We start from the raw sequence: 16,257 nt of genomic DNA, 5'->3' as shown, positions 1-16,257 counted from the left end.
CTCGAAAACATCATTCGGCGGCCGGGTATAGGGAAGGCCTGCCGAGCGGGGGTTGCAATTTGTTCCAGCGTCACGAACCCATCGCGGGGATGTCCGGCAACGCGGCCGCCCTCACGATGTCGCAAGCGATCCCGCTGCGACGCAGCGACTCCGACGCCGAACCGCATCTCGGCTGGCGCGACCGGCTCGCGCAGCTCGACCTCGTCCCCGACCTTGGCGACCATATCGGTTCGGCCGAATGGTGGCGCGGGCTCGCCACATTAACCCTGCTGTGCGGGACCGCGATCGCGACCTTCCCCGGCATCCAGCCGCTCGAGGTCGGCGGCACCCCCGCGCTCGACGCCGCCGATTTCAACGAAGCGCGCGCGCAGATGATCGTGCCGCTCGCGTTCGGCGGCGACACCGGACGGCATATGGCGGCGACCGATGCGGTGCGACCGCTGACCCAGACCCCCGAACGGCCGCAGATCGAACTCACCGCCACACTCGGCAGCGGCGACAGCTTCGCGCGCCTGCTCGAACGTTCGGGCGTCGGCAGCAGCGAGGCACAGGCGCTCGCAAACCAGGTTTCGGGTGCGGTACCGCTCGCCGATATCGCGCCGGGCACGCGCATCGACCTGATCCTCGGCCGCCGTGCGGCGCGCACCATGCCGCGCCCGGTGGAGGCGCTCGCGATGCGCGCGCGCTTCGATCTTCGCATCGAGATGGAGCGGCAGGGCGGCCAGCTTGTCATGCGGCGTATCCCGATTGCGGTCGACGCGACGCCGCTGCGCATCCGCGGACGCGTCGGCGACAGCCTGTACCGCTCGGCGCGCGCCGCCGGTGCGCCGCCGCAGGCGATCCAGTCGTACCTGCGCGTCATCGGCCAGCAGATTTCGGTCGGCAGTGGTATCCGTTCGAACGACGAATTCGACATCATCGTCGATTATCGCCGCGCCGAAACGGGCGAGAGCGAGACGGGCAAATTGCTCTATGCGGGGCTGATCCGCGGCGGCAAGCCAAAGCTGTCGATGCTCGAATGGAATACGGGCGGCCGCGCCCAATGGTATGAGGCGTCGGGCGTCGGCCAGCAGCGCGGCGGCATGGCGCGTCCCACCAACGGGCGCGTCACCTCGACCTTCGGGATGCGCCGCCACCCGATCCTCGGCTACAAAAGGATGCACAGCGGCATGGACTTCGGCGGGGGTTATGGCGCGCCGATCTATGCCGTCACCGATGGCGTCGTGACGATTGCCGGGCGTCACGGCGGTTTCGGCAATTATGTGAAGCTCAACCACGGCAACGGACTTGGCACCGGCTATGGGCATATGAGCCGTATCGCGGTACGCCCCGGCCAAAGGGTCAATCGCGGGCAGGTGATCGGCTATATCGGCTCGACCGGCCTCTCGACCGGCCCGCATCTCCATTATGAGCTCTATCGTAACGGGCGCGCGGTGAACCCGTCCTCGGTGACCTTCGTCACCCGCGCGCTGCTCGAGGGCAAGGATCTCGCCGATTTCCGCGCGCGTATCCGCGCGCTGACGTCGATCGCGCCGGGCGCCGCGCTGGCCCCGGTGGCGGCGAAGCAAATTGAGGGGCCGAAGCTCGGCAGCCTCGCCGACATGGCATCGAAGCGGGCCGGCGACGGCATCTGACCCCGCATAAAAAGCGGCAATATCCATTTGCCCCGCAGCCAAGCGCCGCTATGCACCCCGCATGACCCAAGCCGCTTTCCCCGACCTGCGCCTCCGCCGCACTCGCCGCACCGGCTGGAGCCGCGCGATGGTGCGCGAAACGCACCTGTCGCCCGCCAACCTCATCTGGCCGCTGTTCGTCTGCGACGGATCGGGCACCGAGGAACCCATCGCGAGCCTGCCCGGCGTGTCGCGCTGGTCGGTCGACCTGCTCGTCGAGCGTGCGAAGGACGCGGTCGCCGCGGGCATCCCGTGCCTCGCGCTTTTCCCTTATACGCAAGTCGACCGGCGCAGCGAGGATGGCGGCGAAGCGCTCAATCCCGATAACCTCATGTGCCGCGCGACCGCCGCGATCAAGCAGGCGCTCGGTGACGACATCGGCGTGCTCACCGACGTCGCGCTCGATCCTTACACCAGCCATGGGCAGGACGGGCTGATCGACGGCGCCGGCTATGTCCTCAACGACGAAACGGTCGCGGTGCTGGTCGGGCAGGCGCTCAATCAGGCGCGCGCGGGCGCCGACGTCATCGCGCCCAGCGACATGATGGACGGCCGCATCGGCGCGATCCGCGCGGCGCTTGAGGCCGAAGGCTTCGGCCATGTCCAGATCATGAGCTATGCCGCGAAATACGCGTCGGCTTTCTACGGCCCGTTCCGCGACGCGGTCGGCTCGCGCGGGCTGCTGAAGGGCGACAAGAAGACGTACCAGATGGACCCCGCAAACAGCGAGGAAGCCTTGCGCGAGGTTGCACAGGATCTTGCGGAGGGTGCCGACAGCGTGATGGTGAAGCCTGGGCTGCCCTATCTCGACATCGTGCGCGCGGTGAAGGACAATTTCGCGGTGCCGGTCTACGCGTACCAGGTGTCGGGCGAATATGCGATGATCGAGGCGGCGGCTGCGGCAGGCGCGGGCGACCGCGATGCGCTCGCCCTCGAAACGCTGCTCGCCTTCCGCCGGGCGGGGGCGTCGGGGGTGCTCAGCTATCATGCGCTCCACGCGGCACGGCTGCTCGGCGCCTGATCGCGTGACCGGTTCCGTCTCGCCGCGCCGCTGGCTGTTCGTGCTGACGATCCTCGTCGGCAGTTTCCTGCTGTTCCTCGTCCAGCCGATGGTCGCGCGGATGGTGCTGCCGAAGCTCGGCGGCGCCCCCGCGGTGTGGAACAGCGCGATGCTCGTCTATCAGGCGCTGCTGCTCGGCGGCTATGCCTATGCGCATTGGCTCGGCCGCTTCACCGTGCGGCGTCAGGCGATCATCCACCTCGCGCTGTTCCTTGTCGCGGCACTGTGGCTCCCGATCGGCATCGCCGAGATCGCGCCGCCCGGCCCGGGGCAGGAGGCGCTGTGGGTTCCCTTGCTCCTGCTCGCCTCGATCGGCCCCGTCTTCTTCGTCGTCTCGGCGCAGGCGCCGTTGATGCAGCGCTGGTTCGCCGCCGACGCGCGCGCGGGCGATCCCTATTATCTTTATGCCGCGTCGAACCTCGGCAGCTTCGCCGGCCTCATCAGCTATCCGGCGCTCGTCGAACCGACGATGCCGCTCGCGGCGCAAAGCTGGGGCTGGACCGTGGGCTACGCCGCGCTCGTCCTGCTCGTCGCCGGGGCGGCTGCCGCGCGCTGGCACGGCGCCGCGGAAAGCCATGTCGCCGCCACAGCCGAACCGCGCCCGACGCTACGGCGCCAGCTTCACTGGCTGCTGATCGCGGCAGTGCCGTCGGGGCTGATGCTGTCGACGACGACGCACCTCACCACCGATATCGTCGCGATGCCTTTGCTCTGGGTGCTTCCGCTCGGGCTCTACCTGCTCAGCTTCGTCATCGCCTTTTCGACGATGGAGCGGCCGACACAGGTCATCACGCTGCTCGCGCCGGTCGTGTTGCTCTCGGTGGGCGGACTCGGCCTGCTCAGCTCGGGCGGCGGGTCGATGATGGTCGCGCTCGCCAGCCTTGCGATGCTGTTCATCGTCGCGACCGCGCTGCACGGCTATCTCTATCATCTCCGTCCTGCGCCGCAGCATCTGACGCTCTTCTACCTGATCATGTCGGCGGGCGGGGTGCTCGGCGGCCTGTTCGCGGCGCTGTTCGCACCGCTCCTCTTCGACTGGGTGTACGAGCATCCGTTGCTGATCCTCGTCGCGGCGATGCTGTTGCCGCTGCCCGCGCTCTTCCCGTGGGACAAGTGGCTGGGACTCGAGGTAAAAACGACGCGTGTCGTTGCGGTCCTGCTCGTCGTGATCGCGGCTTTTGCGAGTTGGCATATGGTTGCGAACTGGACGGGCCGGTTCGACGGCACGGTGGCGGGTTGGGGCATCGCGATCTTCGTCGTCGGAATGCTCGTTATCGGCTGGCGCTGGGCCTTTGTGCCTGTGCTCGCGCTGCTGATGATCGGGGTCGGCGGCTGGGACACGATCCAGGAAAGCTTCACCGGCGCGCGCGTTCGCAGCTATTTCGGCGTCTATACGGTCACCGACTATCCTGCATCGAACCAGCGCCGCCTCGCGCACGGGACGACGCTCCACGGTCTCCAGCGCACCGACGCGGCGCATCGGCGCGACCCGACCACCTATTACGGGCATCAGTCGGGGGTCGGGTTGACGCTCGACAAAGCCGAAGCGCTGGCGGGTCCGAACGCGTCGGTCGGGATCGTTGGGCTGGGGGCGGGCACGCTCGCCTGCTACCGCAAGCCGGGGCAGAACTGGACGATCTTCGAAATCGACCCGGTGATGGTCGACATCGCGCGCGACCCTGCGAAATTTACCTTCCTGTCCGATTGCGCCGGCGACACGCCGATCGTTATCGGCGACGCACGGCTCCAGCTCGCGAACCAGCCGGCGGGACGTTTCGACATCATCGTCATCGACGCTTTCTCGTCCGACGCGATCCCGCTGCACCTGCTGACCCGCGAAGCGATCGGCATCTATGCGCGCGCAATGAAGCCCGACGGCATATTGCTCATCCATATCTCGAACCGTTTCTTCGGACTCGAACCCGTCCTGGCGGCAGAGGCGAAGGCGCGCGGCTGGACGAGCGCGATCCGCATGGACCCGGGCCCGATCGGCGACGAATATGGCGACCTGACCGGGTCGAACTGGGTCGCGCTGACCGCGACGCCGCAGCGGATGCAGCAATTGACCGGCGGGATCAGACCGCGCAAGGATTCGCGCGATCTCGATACATGGGTGCCGCTCGAGGCGCGGCCGAATTTCGAACGCTGGACCGACGATTATGCCTCGACGCTGCCGGTCCTGCTCTGGAAGAATATCATCGGAGGGCGCGACGAATGACCCGCAACGACGTCAGCATCATCACCGTCAATGGCAAGACGCCGCAAATCGACCCCAGCGCCTTCATCGCGCCGGGTTGCCGCATCATCGGCGACGTCACGATCGGTCCCGACGTCAGCATCTGGTATAATTGCGTGCTGCGCGCCGATGTCAGCCGCATCGTCGTCGGCGCGCGCTCGAACATCCAGGACGGCAGCATCCTTCATTGCGACGGCCCGATGCCGCACCGCCCCGAAGGTTTCCCGACGATCATCGGCGAAGACGTGCTGATCGGCCATCTCGCGATGGTGCATGGCTGCACGCTCGCCGACCGGGCGTTCGTGGGGCTGAAGGCGACGGTGATGAACGGCTGCCGCATCGGCAGCGATGCGATGCTCGCGGCGGGTGCGCTGCTCACCGAGAATAAGGAAATCCCGAGCCGCGAACTATGGGCGGGATCGCCCGCGCGCCGCGTGCGCGAAATCGACGATGCGCAGGCGGCGGGGATGCAGCTCGGCGTCGCGCATTATGTGATGAACGGGCGGATGCACAAAGCGGCGATCGAGGGCTGAAACGAAAAGGGCGCCCCGGTCTCCCGGAGCGCCCCTTTGCAATCTTGCCAGCCGGCTTAGCTGAAGTTCACCATCGCATAGAGCATCGGGATCGACAGCAGGGTGTTGGTCCGCGAAAAGATCATCGCGGTCTTGGCGGCTTTCGCCTTGGTCGCATCGTCGGCTTCGACGATACCCAGCGCCTTTTTCTGGTTCGGCCAGATCACGAACCAGACGTTGAACGCCATGATCAGGCCCAGCCACATGCCGACGCCGATCAGCTTGTACGGGTCCTGCAGGCCAAGCGCGGGCGCGAGATATTTGGCGTGGCCGGCGATCGCAACGCCCAGCAGCACGGTGATCAGCGCCGCCCAGCGGAACCAGAAGAGCGCGGCGGGCGCGATATGCTTGCCGACGGCAGGCTTCAGTTCGGCCGGAATCTTCGGCATCGTCGGGATCTGGACGAAGTTGAAATAATAGAGCAGGCCGATCCACAGCACGCCGAAGAAGGTGTGCAGCCAGCGCATGATCGCATTGCCCGCAGCGACCCCGTCCTCGAAATTCTGGCCGTTGAGGCACAGCATCAGGATGATCGCGAGCACGAGCCCCGCGCCGAGCACGGCGTGCAGGTTTCCGAAAAATTTGTCCATGGCAGTTCCCCCTTGTTATCGCGGCGCCGCGTGCGACCCGGAGCCGGTGACGCAGCTATGCCAGCGCGGCGGGGAAATGCATCAACTTTTGTCGGCAGCCGCCTCTTCGGGGACGGCGAGCCCGTTCTTCAGCATCACCGGAACCTGGCTGAAGGTGAAGAGGAAGGAGAGGGCGGTGACTCCCCACACCTTGATCGTCAGCCACAGGTCGAAGCTCATCTGCTTTGCCTGGATCATCTCGTACATCACATGATTGGCGATGCCGAGCGCGGCGAAGAACAGCCCCCAGTTGCGCGACAGGAGCAGCCAGCCGCGGTCGGTGAGCCCCTCGAGCGCCGATTGCAGCAGATATTTGAGCATCGGCTTCCTGAACCAGTATCCGCCGAGCAGCAGCGCCGCGAAGGCTCCGTAGATGATCGTCGGCTTCATCACGATGAAGCGCTCGTCGTGGAACCAGATCGTCAGCGCGCCGAAGCCGAGGACGAGGATGCTCGACATCCACAGCATCGGCGAAATCTTGCCGAGCTTCCATTTCGACACGACCATCGCGATGACGATCGCGACCATGAAGGCGACGGTGCCCTTGATCGCCGCCGTGGTCGCGGCGAAGGCGCCTTCACCGCCCGACGAGAATTTATAGGCAAGGAAGAAGACGAGCAAAGGCCCGAAATCGATCACGAAATTCAGCCAGCCATGCTTCGCCGGCGGCGGTGCGGGGACCGCTTCGGGGCCAGTGGGAAGCACGTCGCTCATCGGATGTTTCCTGCAATAATGCCCGCGATCTCGTCGGCATCGAACGGGCGAAGGTCGTCGATGGTTTCGCCGATGCCGATCGCGTGGATGGGAAGCCCGTGGCGCTCGGCGGCGGACACCAGCACGCCGCCGCGTGCGGTTCCATCGAGCTTGGTCATGACGAGCCCGGTCACGCCCGCGACTTCGCGGAACACGTCGATCTGAGACAGCGCATTCTGCCCCGTCGTCGCGTCGAGCACGAGCACGACATCATGCGGCGCCGCGGGATTGAGGCGGCCGAGCACGCGCTTGATCTTGGCGAGCTCGTCCATCAACTCGCGCTTGTTCTGGAGGCGTCCGGCGGTGTCGACGATCAACACATCGATCCCCGTCGCGGTCGCCTGCTTCACCGCGTCGAACACGATGCCCGCGCTGTCGCCGCCTTCGGGCCCCGCCATGATCGGCACGCCGAGCCGTTCGGCCCAGACCTTCAATTGCCCGATCGCGGCGGCGCGGAAGGTGTCGCCGGCGACGAGCATCACGCCATAATCCTGTTCCTGAAACAGGTGCGCAAGCTTGGCGATGGTGGTGGTCTTGCCCGATCCGTTGACCCCAATCACGAGGATGACCTGCGGGCGCGGGAAGGCGTCGATGTCGAGCGGTTCGGCGACGGGGCGCAGCACCGCGGCGATTTCCTCGGCGACGACCTTGCGCAGTTCCTCGGTGCCGTTCGCGGCGATATCGCGCCGTTCGGCGAGGCGGCCGCGGATACGATCGGCCATCGCGGGGCCAAGGTCGGCGGTGATCAGCGCCTCCTCGATCCGGTCGAGATCCTCCTCGTCGAGCCGCGCCTTGCCGGTCAGCCCCGCGAGATTTTCGCCGAGCCGTTCGGACGTGCGGCGGAATCCGCCGAGCAGCCTTTCGCTCCAGCTTTTGCCGGTCATGCGGCGATATCCTTTGCTTGCGTGGGGGTGGCGACCATTCGGTCGCCGTCGCGCGCCGTCAGGCGCACGGGGATGATGGTGCCGGGCGCCGCGGGTGCGGTGAGCGCCACGGCGGCGAAATTTTCGGTATGGCCGGTCATACCGTCGCGCTCGACGAGCATCGATGCGGTGCGGCCGACCTGCTTGTCGAGCCAGTCCTGCCGACGCCGCGCATTGGCTTCGCGCAACACCGCCGCGCGTTCGCGGGCAATGGCGCGGCCGACCTGCGGCATCCGTGCGGCGGGGGTGCCGGCGCGGGGGCTATAGGGAAAGATATGCCCGAATACGATGTCGCAATCGTCGATCAGCGCCAGCGAGTTCGCGAACATCGCGTCGTCCTCGGTCGGGAAACCCGCGATCAGGTCGGCGCCGATCGCGATCTCTTCGCGCGCGGACTTGAGGCGTTCGATCAGGCGCACGGCGTCGGTACGGCGATGGCGGCGCTTCATCCGCGTCAGCACCATGTCGTCGCCCGCCTGCAGCGACAAATGGACGTGCGGCATGACGCGCTTTTCCTGCGTCAGCAGGGCGAAGAGCGCGTCGTCGATCCGGTCGGGGTCGAGCGACGAAAGGCGCAGGCGCTCGACCGGCAGCGCGAGCAACGCTTCGACCAGCGTAGCAAGGCTGGTGCCGCTGTCGTCGCCGTAGCTCGCAAGGTCGACGCCGGTCAGGATGATCTCACGCTGCCCGCGGCCGAGCGCGGTTTGTGCGGACGCGACCACCGCATCGACGTCTGCCGATCGCGCCGTCCCGCGTGCCAGCACCGTCGCGCAAAAGGTGCAGCTATGCGAGCAACCGGTCTGGACGCCAAGGAAGGCGCGCGCATGATCGGCGCCGGAGAGGGCGGGGGCATAGGCTGTCGAACGGGCCGACACCGCGGACAAGGCGTCGTAGCTTTCGGCGTGTCCCTTCGCATCATTGGATATGACTCGTGCACCCATTGCAGCGAAGGCATCGCGCTCCAGCTCCGCCGCGCATCCCGTTACCACGACGTCGGTGCCCGGCCGCTCGCGCAAGGCGCGGCGCACGGCCTGCCGTGCCTGCCGAACCGCCTCGTCGGTTACCGCGCAGCTGTTGAAGATGATCGTATCGCGCAGGCCCGCCGCGCGCGCGGCGGCACGAACCCCTTCGCCCTCGGCGATGTTCAGCCGGCAACCGAAATTGACGACCTCTTGCCGGTCGGCGAGGGACATGCTCATCCGAACTGCGCCCAGTCGGTCTCGCCCTCATACACGCGCGTTGCGGCGCCGCTCATCACAATCGGCTCGCCCGGCGCCCAGCGGATGATCAGGTCGCCGCCGGGCAGCGACACCGTGACCGGCGACTGGACCAGTCCGGCACGGATCGCGGCGACGGCAGTCGCGCACGCGCCGGTGCCGCATGCCTGCGTCAGGCCGACGCCGCGTTCCCAGACGCGCAGCTGGAGCTGGTTCTCGCCGTCGAGGCTTGCGACATTGACGTTGACGCGCTCGGGGAACAGCGGGTCGGTCTCGATCCGCGGCCCCAGTTCGGCGAGCGCGACGGCATCGGCCTCGGGCACGAAGAAGATGATATGCGGATTGCCGACATTCACCGCCGCGCCATGTTCCAGCTCGTCCCACGCAACGGGCATGTCGCGCGTGTCCATCGGCATCGCGAGCGGGATATGCTCCCAGTCGAACACGGGTTCACCCAGCGTCACCTCGGCACCGCCGTCGGCTGGGGTGACGCGCAGCATCCCGCCCAGGGTCTCGATCACCGCGGGCTTGCCGATCAGCGTCGCGACGCAGCGCGTCGCATTGCCGCATGCCTCGACCTCGCCGCCGTCGGCGTTGAAGATACGCATCTTCACGTCGGCGCTCGCCGACGGTTCGAGCAGGATCAGCTGGTCGCACCCGATGCCGTGGCGGCGGTCGGCGATCGCATGCGCGCGCGCCGGCGTCATCTCGACGCTATGCTCGCGCGCGTCGATCACAACAAAGTCGTTGCCGAGGCCGTGCATCTTGGTGAAGCGATCTGCCATAGTCCGCGCATGTAAGGGCGCGCGGGCGCGAAGTCTAGCGATGCGGCGGGATTACGCCGTCTTGCGCAGGGGTTCCTGTTCGCTCGTATCGGGACCGGCGGGTGGCACCGCCGGGGCACGCAGCAGACCGCGGTCGGCGAGCAGGCGTTCGGTATCGGCGGCGGAGGCCGCGCGGCCGAAATACCAGCCCTGGCCCTTGGCGCAGCCGAGCCGCGTCAGTTCGATCGCGGTCGCTTCGTCCTCGACGCCTTCGGCGGTGATCGGCATCGCGAGGCTTTCGCCGAGCCGGACGATCGCGACGACGATCGCCTGCGCATCGGGGCTGCCGCGCATCGCGGCAACAAAGCTGCGGTCGATCTTGATGCGGTCGAACGGCAGCGCGCGCAGGTGCGACAGCGAGCTGTAACCGGTGCCGAAATCATCGAGGCTGAGCGAGACGCCCTGATTTTTGAGGCTGGTGACGATCGAGCGCACGAGCGGCAGATTCTCGAACAGTGAGCTTTCGGTAATCTCGACTTCGAGCTGGCTGGCCGGGAAACCGACCTCGACGAGCAGCTTGGTCAGCTTCTGGCTGAACCATGGGTCCTTGAGCTGCTGCGGCGAGATATTGACCGCGAGCAGGATCGAGGGGTCCCAGCGTTTCGCCATTTCCATCGCGTCGCGGATGACGAGCAACGACAATTCGCCGATCAGGCCGCTTTCTTCGGCGACCGGGATGAAGCGTTCGGGCGGGATCATCCCATATTCGGGCGATTCCCAGCGCATTAGCATCTCGAAACCGATCAGGCGGCCGCTCGCGATGTCGACCTGCGGTTCGAAGTGCGGCACGAACTCGCCGCGCGGCATACCCTCGCGGATCCCGGTTTCGATCTGGTTGCGGACCTGCACCGCCATTTCCATCCCGGGTTCGAACCAGATGTGGCGGTTTCGCCCCTCGTCCTTGCCGTGATACATCGCGATGTCGGCCTGGCGGACCATCGTTTCCATCGTCATGCTCGCGTCGTCGGCCAGCGAGATGCCCAGCGATGCGCCGATGCGGATCTGCTGCGCGTCGTGCGCCACATTATTGTCGAGCGCCATGACGAGTTCGGCCGCCAGCGCGTCGATATCGGCGCGCGCGGCGGGTTCGAAAACGAGCATCGCGACAAATTCGTCGCCGCCGAGCCGCGCTTTGGTCGCATTGGGCGGCAGGACCGCCGAGATGCGCTCGGCCGCGACCTGGAGCACGCGGTCGCCCGCGGCGTGGCCGTGAATGTCATTGACCGTCTTGAAATGGTCGAGGTCGAGCAGGAAGAGCGCCACCTGGCGCTTTTCGGCGATGGCGCCCGCGATTAGTTGCTGCCCCGTCGCGAGCAGCGCGCGGCGGTTGAGGAACCCGGTCAGCGGGTCGGTGTCGGCGAGGTAGCGGGCGCGCTGTTCGGCCTCGGTGCGCTCGCGGATTTCGCGGTTCAGGTCTTCGTAGCGGCGCCAGCCAAAGAGGATCAGCGCGACGTTGAGCACAAGCGCTGCGGCGAGCGCCCGGTCGGGGCCGCCGCCAAGGCCGATCAGTGCGCGCACCGCCGCCTGCATCACATTGCTGCCCGTGCCGACGAACAGCAGGATTGCGGCGACGACGATGCCCCCGGCTATGATGTCGCGTTTGGCGCCCTCGCTGCGGTCGAATTGCTTCGGCGTCGATGTCATATGAATTTTCCCCACCAATGCGTGCTTTATGGCGTCGAAGCGGTGAAATTTGGGTTAAGTGTGCCGGTCCCGGCGTTACGAAGCGTCGGCCTGCTCTCGCGCGCGCTTGCTTTTGACGGTGCTTTTGCATAAAGGCCGCCACGTCCGCGCGCATCTTGCGCACGGGCATATCGATGTCCGCGACGGAAAGTCTGTCCACGGATAGTCGCTGGTTGGCGAGGTTTCGCTCACCGGCGTCTTTTGCGTTGCGGGCCTCGAAACGAAGGATTTGAGGCGCATGTTCGACAGTCTGAGCAATCGGCTTGGCGATGTTTTCGGGAAGCTCCGCGGCCGCGGCGCGCTGACCGAGGCCGACGTGCGCGCGGCGATGCGCGAAGTGCGAATCGCCCTGCTCGAGGCCGACGTGGCACTGCCCGTCGTGCGCAGCTTCGTCGATCAGGTCACCGAACTCGCGATCGGGCAGAATGTCCTGCGCTCGGTCACTCCGGGGCAGCAGGTCGTCAAGATCGTCAGCGACGCGCTGACCGAGATGCTCGGTTCGGAAACCGCCGAGCTCGAACTCGCCGTCACGCCGCCCGCCGTGATCATGATGGTCGGCCTTCAGGGCTCGGGTAAGACGACGACGACCGCGAAGATCGCGAAGCGGCTGAAGGACAAGGAGCGCAAGAAGGTGCTGATGGCGTCGCTCGACGTCAATCGCCCCGCCGCGCAGGAACAGCTTGCCGTGCTCGGCCAGCAGATCGACGTCGCGACCCTGCCGATCGTCGCCGGGCAGCAGCCGGTCGAGATCGCGCAGCGCGCCATGCAGGCCGCGAAGCTGCAGGGCTATGACGTCCTGATGCTCGACACGGCGGGCCGCCTTCACGTCGACCAGCAGCTGATGGACGAGATGCAGGCGGTGTCGCGCACGGCGAACCCGGCCGAAACCCTGCTCGTCGTCGACAGCCTGACGGGTCAGGACGCGGTGCAGGTTGCACAGCGCTTCACCGATCAGGTGCCGCTCACCGGCGTCGTGCTCACCCGCATGGACGGCGACGCGCGCGGCGGTGCCGCGCTGTCGATGCGCGCCGTCACCGGCAAGCCGATCAAGTTCGCCGGTACAGGCGAAAAGCTCGACGGACTCGAGCTCTTCCAGCCGTCGCGCATCGCGGGCCGGATCCTCGGCATGGGCGACGTCGTCAGCCTCGTCGAGCGCGCCGCCGAAACGATCCAGGCCGAAGAGGCCGAGGCGATGGCGGCGAAGATGGCCAAGGGCCAGTTCGACCTCAACGACCTTCGCACCCAATTGAACCAGATGCGCCGCATGGGCGGCCTCGGCGCGCTCGCCGGCATGATTCCGGGGATCAAGAAGGCGCAGGCGCAGATGGCTGCGGGCGGCGCCGACGACAAGATGCTCGTCCATTTCGACGCGATCATGGGATCGATGACCCCCAAGGAGCGCGCGAAGCCCGAAATCCTGACCGCGAAGCGCAAGATCCGCATCGCCAACGGGTCGGGTACGACGGTGCAGCAGGTCAACAAGGTGCTGAAGATGCACCAGGAAATGTCCAGCGCGATGAAAAAGATCCGCAAGATGGGCGGATTGAAGGGCCTCGGCGCGCTGTTCGGCAAGGGCGGCGGCATTCCCGGAATGGGCGGCGGCGGAGGCCTCCCCGGCCTCGGCGGCGGCGGCGCGATCCCGCCCGAACTCGCCAATTTGATGAATAAAAAGAAATAATCGACCCGACTTTAAACGTTAAACTCTGAAGGAAAAGATCATGGCAACCTCCATTCGCCTCGCACGCGGCGGTTCGAAAAAGCGTCCCTACTACAAGATCGTCGTCGCCGACTCGCGCAGCCCGCGCGACGGCCGCTTCATCGAGCGTATCGGCAGCTACAACCCGCTGCTCGCCAAGGATAATCCCGAGCGCATCAAGCTCGACGCCGACCGTGCGAAGCACTGGGTTTCGGTTGGCGCGCAGCCGACCGACCGCGTCGCCCGCTTCCTTGACGCCGCTGGCGTCCTCGAGCGCGCTGCCCGCAACAACCCGAACAAGGGTGTCCCCGGCGAAAAGGCCAAGGAACGCGCCGAAGAAAAGGCGCAGAAGCTGGCTGACGCCGAAGAAGCCGCAGCCGCTGCTGCCGCCGCTCCGGCCCCGGAACCCGAAGCGCCCGCCGCTGAAGAGGCTGCTGCTCCCGAAGCCGCTGAATCGGATGCGACCGGTTCGGTGAAGAGCGAAGAAACCGCCGAAGCGGTTGCCGAAGCCGTCGCCGACGAAGTTCCGGCCGACGCGACCGCCGAAGACGCGACCGCGATCGCCGAAGAAGTCGCCGAAGGCGGCCCGGTTGTCGAAGAAGCGCCCGCTGCCGAAGCCGGCGAAGAAAAGGCCGAAGGCTAAGCCTTGGCCCGCGCCGATCGCCCCGTCACCCTCGCCGCCATCGCCGGCGCGCACGGGGTGCGGGGCGAGGTGCGTCTCAAACTGTTCGGCGAAGGCGCGGAGGCTCTCCGCGCCTTTTCCGTTTTTGACGCGGGCGACCGCAAGCTGACCCTCAAATCGTTGCGCCCTGCCAATCAGGGCGCGGTCGCGACTTTTGCCGAGGTCAATGATCGCAGCGCCGCCGAGGCGCTGCGCGGCACGGTGCTGACCGTCCCGCGTTCGGCGCTGCCGCCCTTGGGCGAGGGCGAATATTATCACCATGACCTGCTCGGCCTGCCGTGCGTGTCGACCGACGGCGCCGCCATCGGCCATGTCGCTGCGGTCGAGAATTTCGGCGCGGGCGACATCCTCGAAATCGAGAAGCCCGGCGGCAAGCGCTTCATGGTGCCGATGACCGCGCAGGCGGTGCCAGCGTGGAACGACGACGGCGTGACGATCGACGCGGCGTTCGTCGAATAATGAGGCGCTGAACCGATAATCCGTTCGCCCTGAGCTTGTCGAAGGGCCGCTCTTCCTTTCTATGTTGCGAAGGAAGAACTGTGCTTCAGCACGAACGGAGGTTTTGATGCACGCAAGATTTGGTCTTCTCCTCGCGACAGCACTAACCGTTGCGTCCCCTGTCACGGCACAGGAAGTGGCGCCCCAAACCCTCGATCAGCTCACCCCCGAAATCGACGCGCTCTTCGCCCGATTCCAGACCGATCAGCATGTCCCCGGAGTGGTCTATGGCGTCGTCAAGGACGGCAAGCTGGCCTATGTGAAGGGCCTTGGTGTCCAGAATATCGCAGACAAGCGTCCTGTCACCCCCGACAGCCTGTTCCGCATCGCTTCCATGACCAAGGCCTTCACCGCGCTGTCGATCCTGAAGCTGCGCGACGACGGCAAGCTCCGCCTTGACGATTTGGCCGAGCAATATGTGCCTGAAATGAAGGGCTGGACCTATCCGACGAAAGACAGCCCGCGCATCCGGGTCCGCGACCTGCTCCAGCATGTCGGCGGTTTCGTCACCGATGATCCGTGGGGCGACCGGCAGCAGGTGCTGCCGCAGGACGCGTTCACGAAGATGATCGCCGCGGGCGTCCCGTTCAGCCGTGTGCCGCAGAGCCAACATGAATATTCGAACTTCGGCTATGCGCTGCTCGGCCGGATCGTCGCCAATGCCTCGGGCATGCCATACACCACCTATGTCCAGCAGACGATCCTGACCCCGCTCGGTATGACGAGCAGCGGTTTCGACGCACCGAAAGCGCCGAAGGCGCGCTACGCGCTCGGCTATCGCTGGGAGAATGAGCGCTGGTCGCCCGAGCCCGAGATGGCCGACGGCGCGTTCAACGCGATGGGGGGCTTGCAGGTCAGCGCGAACGACTATGCGAAATGGGTCGCCTTTCTGCTCTCGGCGTGGCCCGCGCGCGATGATCCCGAAACCGGGCCGGTCAGGCGTGCGACGGTGCGCGAAATGGCGCAGGGCCTGAATTTCACTTCGGTCGTCAATCGCACCGGCGCGAGCGGTGCGGCCGCGTGCAAGCTGTCGAGCGCCTATGGCATGGGCTGGCGCGTCGCGCAGGACTGCGAGCTTGGGCTGACGCTCGCGCATGGCGGCGGCTATCCGGGCTATGGCAGCCATGTGATGCTGATGCCCGATTACGGCGTCGGGGTATTCGCGCTGTCGAACCGCACCTATGCCGGCCCGTCGGCGCCGGCGTGGGATACGGCGGTCGCGATGGACAAGGCGGGGCTGCTCGAAGCGCGCGCCGTACCGGTGTCGCCGGCGGTTTCAGCGACGTTCGAAGCTGCAAGGGCGGCTTATGCGGCAGGGCATCTCGGTCCGCTTCAGGGCCGGCTTGCGATGAATTTCCTGCTCGATCGCTCGGCCGAAAACTGGAAGGCCGAATTTGCGAAGCTCAAGGCAGAGGTGGGCGAATGCCCGGCCGCCGAACCGCTCGCGCCGCTGGGCGCGATGTCGACCGCGTTCCGGCTCAATTGCGAGCGGGGGAAGCTCGACGGGCAATTGCTACTTGCGCCGACGACGCCCGCAACGCTCCAGGCGCTGCGTCTTCGCGTCGTGCCGCCGGAGCAGCCCTGATGCGGACGCGGTGAGGCCTTTGCAAGGGACAGCCCCACCGCGTTTCACCCCGATCTTTCGGGGATGAGGTAAGCTAGCGCGCCCGGCTGCGAGCGTGCATCTCGCGGGCGGACCATTCGCCGAGGCGCCGGACGGCGCCCGCGATCCGTTTGAAGCCGCGGGTGATATCGGCGCTGAAATGATCATGACCGTCATTCCAGGCGCGCATGAACTGCTCGTCTTTCAT

At 66.5% G+C, this 16,257-nt stretch carries 14 protein-coding genes and 1 pseudogene; 8 read left to right on the top strand and 7 right to left on the bottom strand.

What is annotated here, in order from left to right; translation table 11 throughout:
- The first annotated feature begins 89 nt into the window (after positions 1-89).
- The 4 genes from VGN62_RS02845 (at position 90) to VGN62_RS02830 (ending at position 5,502) form a co-directional block, all read left to right on the top strand.
- A complete protein-coding gene (locus VGN62_RS02845; RefSeq protein ID WP_414713242.1) occupies positions 90-1,634 on the top strand; it encodes a M23 family metallopeptidase in 1,545 nt (514 codons plus the stop codon).
- Positions 1,635-1,695: 61 nt separating this feature from the next.
- Positions 1,696-2,694, top strand: coding sequence for a porphobilinogen synthase (gene hemB, locus VGN62_RS02840; RefSeq protein ID WP_327450967.1), 999 nt, complete (start codon positions 1,696-1,698; stop codon positions 2,692-2,694).
- Positions 2,660-4,951, top strand: coding sequence for a fused MFS/spermidine synthase (locus VGN62_RS02835; protein WP_327450965.1), 2,292 nt, complete (start codon positions 2,660-2,662; stop codon positions 4,949-4,951). The genes hemB and VGN62_RS02835 overlap by 35 nt, the downstream gene beginning before the upstream one ends.
- Positions 4,948-5,502, top strand: coding sequence for a gamma carbonic anhydrase family protein (locus VGN62_RS02830; protein WP_327450963.1), 555 nt, complete (start codon positions 4,948-4,950; stop codon positions 5,500-5,502). Before VGN62_RS02835 ends, VGN62_RS02830 begins: the two co-directional genes overlap by 4 nt.
- A gap of 56 nt (positions 5,503-5,558) precedes the next feature.
- Here VGN62_RS02830 and VGN62_RS02825 read toward each other — a convergent pair whose 3' ends face one another.
- The 6 genes from VGN62_RS02825 to VGN62_RS02800 all read right to left on the bottom strand — a co-directional run bounded on the left by VGN62_RS02825 (position 5,559) and on the right by VGN62_RS02800 (position 11,531).
- The gene (locus tag VGN62_RS02825) at positions 5,559-6,131 is read right to left on the bottom strand and encodes a urate hydroxylase PuuD (RefSeq protein ID WP_327450961.1); all 573 of its coding nucleotides are present in this window, start codon (positions 6,129-6,131) and stop codon (positions 5,559-5,561) included.
- Between the two features lie 81 nt (positions 6,132-6,212).
- Positions 6,213-6,884: an inner membrane-spanning protein YciB gene (locus VGN62_RS02820; protein WP_327450959.1), complete on the bottom strand. Its 672-nt coding sequence runs from the start codon at positions 6,882-6,884 to the stop codon at positions 6,213-6,215.
- Complete coding sequence (gene ftsY, locus VGN62_RS02815) at positions 6,881-7,807, bottom strand: signal recognition particle-docking protein FtsY (protein ID WP_327450957.1); 927 nt, start codon at positions 7,805-7,807, stop codon at positions 6,881-6,883. Before ftsY ends, VGN62_RS02820 begins: the two co-directional genes overlap by 4 nt.
- Positions 7,804-9,045 (bottom strand): MiaB/RimO family radical SAM methylthiotransferase, encoded by a 1,242-nt coding sequence (locus VGN62_RS02810; RefSeq protein ID WP_327450955.1) that lies wholly within the window; start codon positions 9,043-9,045, stop codon positions 7,804-7,806. The genes ftsY and VGN62_RS02810 overlap by 4 nt, the downstream gene beginning before the upstream one ends.
- A complete protein-coding gene (gene dapF, locus VGN62_RS02805) occupies positions 9,042-9,848 on the bottom strand; it encodes a diaminopimelate epimerase (protein ID WP_327450953.1) in 807 nt (268 codons plus the stop codon). The genes VGN62_RS02810 and dapF overlap by 4 nt, the downstream gene beginning before the upstream one ends.
- Before the next feature lie 51 nt (positions 9,849-9,899).
- The gene (locus VGN62_RS02800; protein ID WP_327450951.1) at positions 9,900-11,531 is read right to left on the bottom strand and encodes a putative bifunctional diguanylate cyclase/phosphodiesterase; all 1,632 of its coding nucleotides are present in this window, start codon (positions 11,529-11,531) and stop codon (positions 9,900-9,902) included.
- Positions 11,532-11,808: 277 nt separating this feature from the next.
- Here VGN62_RS02800 and ffh point away from each other — a divergent pair, with 277 nt between their 5' ends.
- The 4 genes and pseudogenes from ffh to VGN62_RS02780 all read left to right on the top strand — a co-directional run bounded on the left by ffh (position 11,809) and on the right by VGN62_RS02780 (position 16,031).
- On the top strand, positions 11,809-13,248 hold the full coding sequence (gene ffh / locus VGN62_RS02795) for a signal recognition particle protein (RefSeq protein ID WP_327450949.1): 1,440 nt from the start codon (positions 11,809-11,811) through the stop codon (positions 13,246-13,248).
- A gap of 40 nt (positions 13,249-13,288) precedes the next feature.
- Positions 13,289-13,765: pseudogene (gene rpsP, locus VGN62_RS02790) on the top strand (30S ribosomal protein S16); the annotation flags it as partial.
- A gap of 147 nt (positions 13,766-13,912) precedes the next feature.
- A complete protein-coding gene (gene rimM, locus VGN62_RS02785) occupies positions 13,913-14,407 on the top strand; it encodes a ribosome maturation factor RimM (RefSeq protein WP_327450947.1) in 495 nt (164 codons plus the stop codon).
- 175 nt (positions 14,408-14,582) lie between these two features.
- Positions 14,583-16,031: a serine hydrolase domain-containing protein gene (locus VGN62_RS02780; protein WP_327450945.1), complete on the top strand. Its 1,449-nt coding sequence runs from the start codon at positions 14,583-14,585 to the stop codon at positions 16,029-16,031.
- Between the two features lie 73 nt (positions 16,032-16,104).
- Here VGN62_RS02780 and VGN62_RS02775 read toward each other — a convergent pair whose 3' ends face one another.
- Positions 16,105-16,257, bottom strand: coding sequence for a hypothetical protein (locus tag VGN62_RS02775; protein ID WP_327450943.1), 153 nt, complete (start codon positions 16,255-16,257; stop codon positions 16,105-16,107).

The sequence above is a fragment of the Sphingopyxis sp. genome, from assembly GCF_035998905.1.
Lineage (GTDB): Bacteria > Pseudomonadota > Alphaproteobacteria > Sphingomonadales > Sphingomonadaceae > Sphingopyxis.
The sequence above is the reverse complement of the archived record's forward strand: the minus strand, read 5'-3'. Positions and strand labels throughout refer to the sequence as shown.

What these genes read in the sequence shown, in the direction of transcription:
- VGN62_RS02800 (WP_327450951.1), bottom strand. Translation starts at nt 11,531, where the DNA reads ATGACATCGACGCCGAAGCAATTCGACCGCAGCGAGGGCGCCAAACGC.
- hemB (WP_327450967.1), top strand. Translation starts at nt 1,696, where the DNA reads ATGACCCAAGCCGCTTTCCCCGACCTGCGCCTCCGCCGCACTCGCCGC.
- VGN62_RS02845 (WP_414713242.1), top strand. Translation starts at nt 90, where the DNA reads ATGTCCGGCAACGCGGCCGCCCTCACGATGTCGCAAGCGATCCCGCTG.
- VGN62_RS02775 (WP_327450943.1), bottom strand. Translation starts at nt 16,257, where the DNA reads ATGAAAGACGAGCAGTTCATGCGCGCCTGGAATGACGGTCATGATCAT.
- VGN62_RS02820 (WP_327450959.1), bottom strand. Translation starts at nt 6,884, where the DNA reads ATGAGCGACGTGCTTCCCACTGGCCCCGAAGCGGTCCCCGCACCGCCG.
- VGN62_RS02835 (WP_327450965.1), top strand. Translation starts at nt 2,660, where the DNA reads ATGCGCTCCACGCGGCACGGCTGCTCGGCGCCTGATCGCGTGACCGGT.
- VGN62_RS02810 (WP_327450955.1), bottom strand. Translation starts at nt 9,045, where the DNA reads ATGAGCATGTCCCTCGCCGACCGGCAAGAGGTCGTCAATTTCGGTTGC.
- VGN62_RS02825 (WP_327450961.1), bottom strand. Translation starts at nt 6,131, where the DNA reads ATGGACAAATTTTTCGGAAACCTGCACGCCGTGCTCGGCGCGGGGCTC.
- VGN62_RS02830 (WP_327450963.1), top strand. Translation starts at nt 4,948, where the DNA reads ATGACCCGCAACGACGTCAGCATCATCACCGTCAATGGCAAGACGCCG.
- dapF (WP_327450953.1), bottom strand. Translation starts at nt 9,848, where the DNA reads ATGGCAGATCGCTTCACCAAGATGCACGGCCTCGGCAACGACTTTGTT.
- ffh (WP_327450949.1), top strand. Translation starts at nt 11,809, where the DNA reads ATGTTCGACAGTCTGAGCAATCGGCTTGGCGATGTTTTCGGGAAGCTC.
- ftsY (WP_327450957.1), bottom strand. Translation starts at nt 7,807, where the DNA reads ATGACCGGCAAAAGCTGGAGCGAAAGGCTGCTCGGCGGATTCCGCCGC.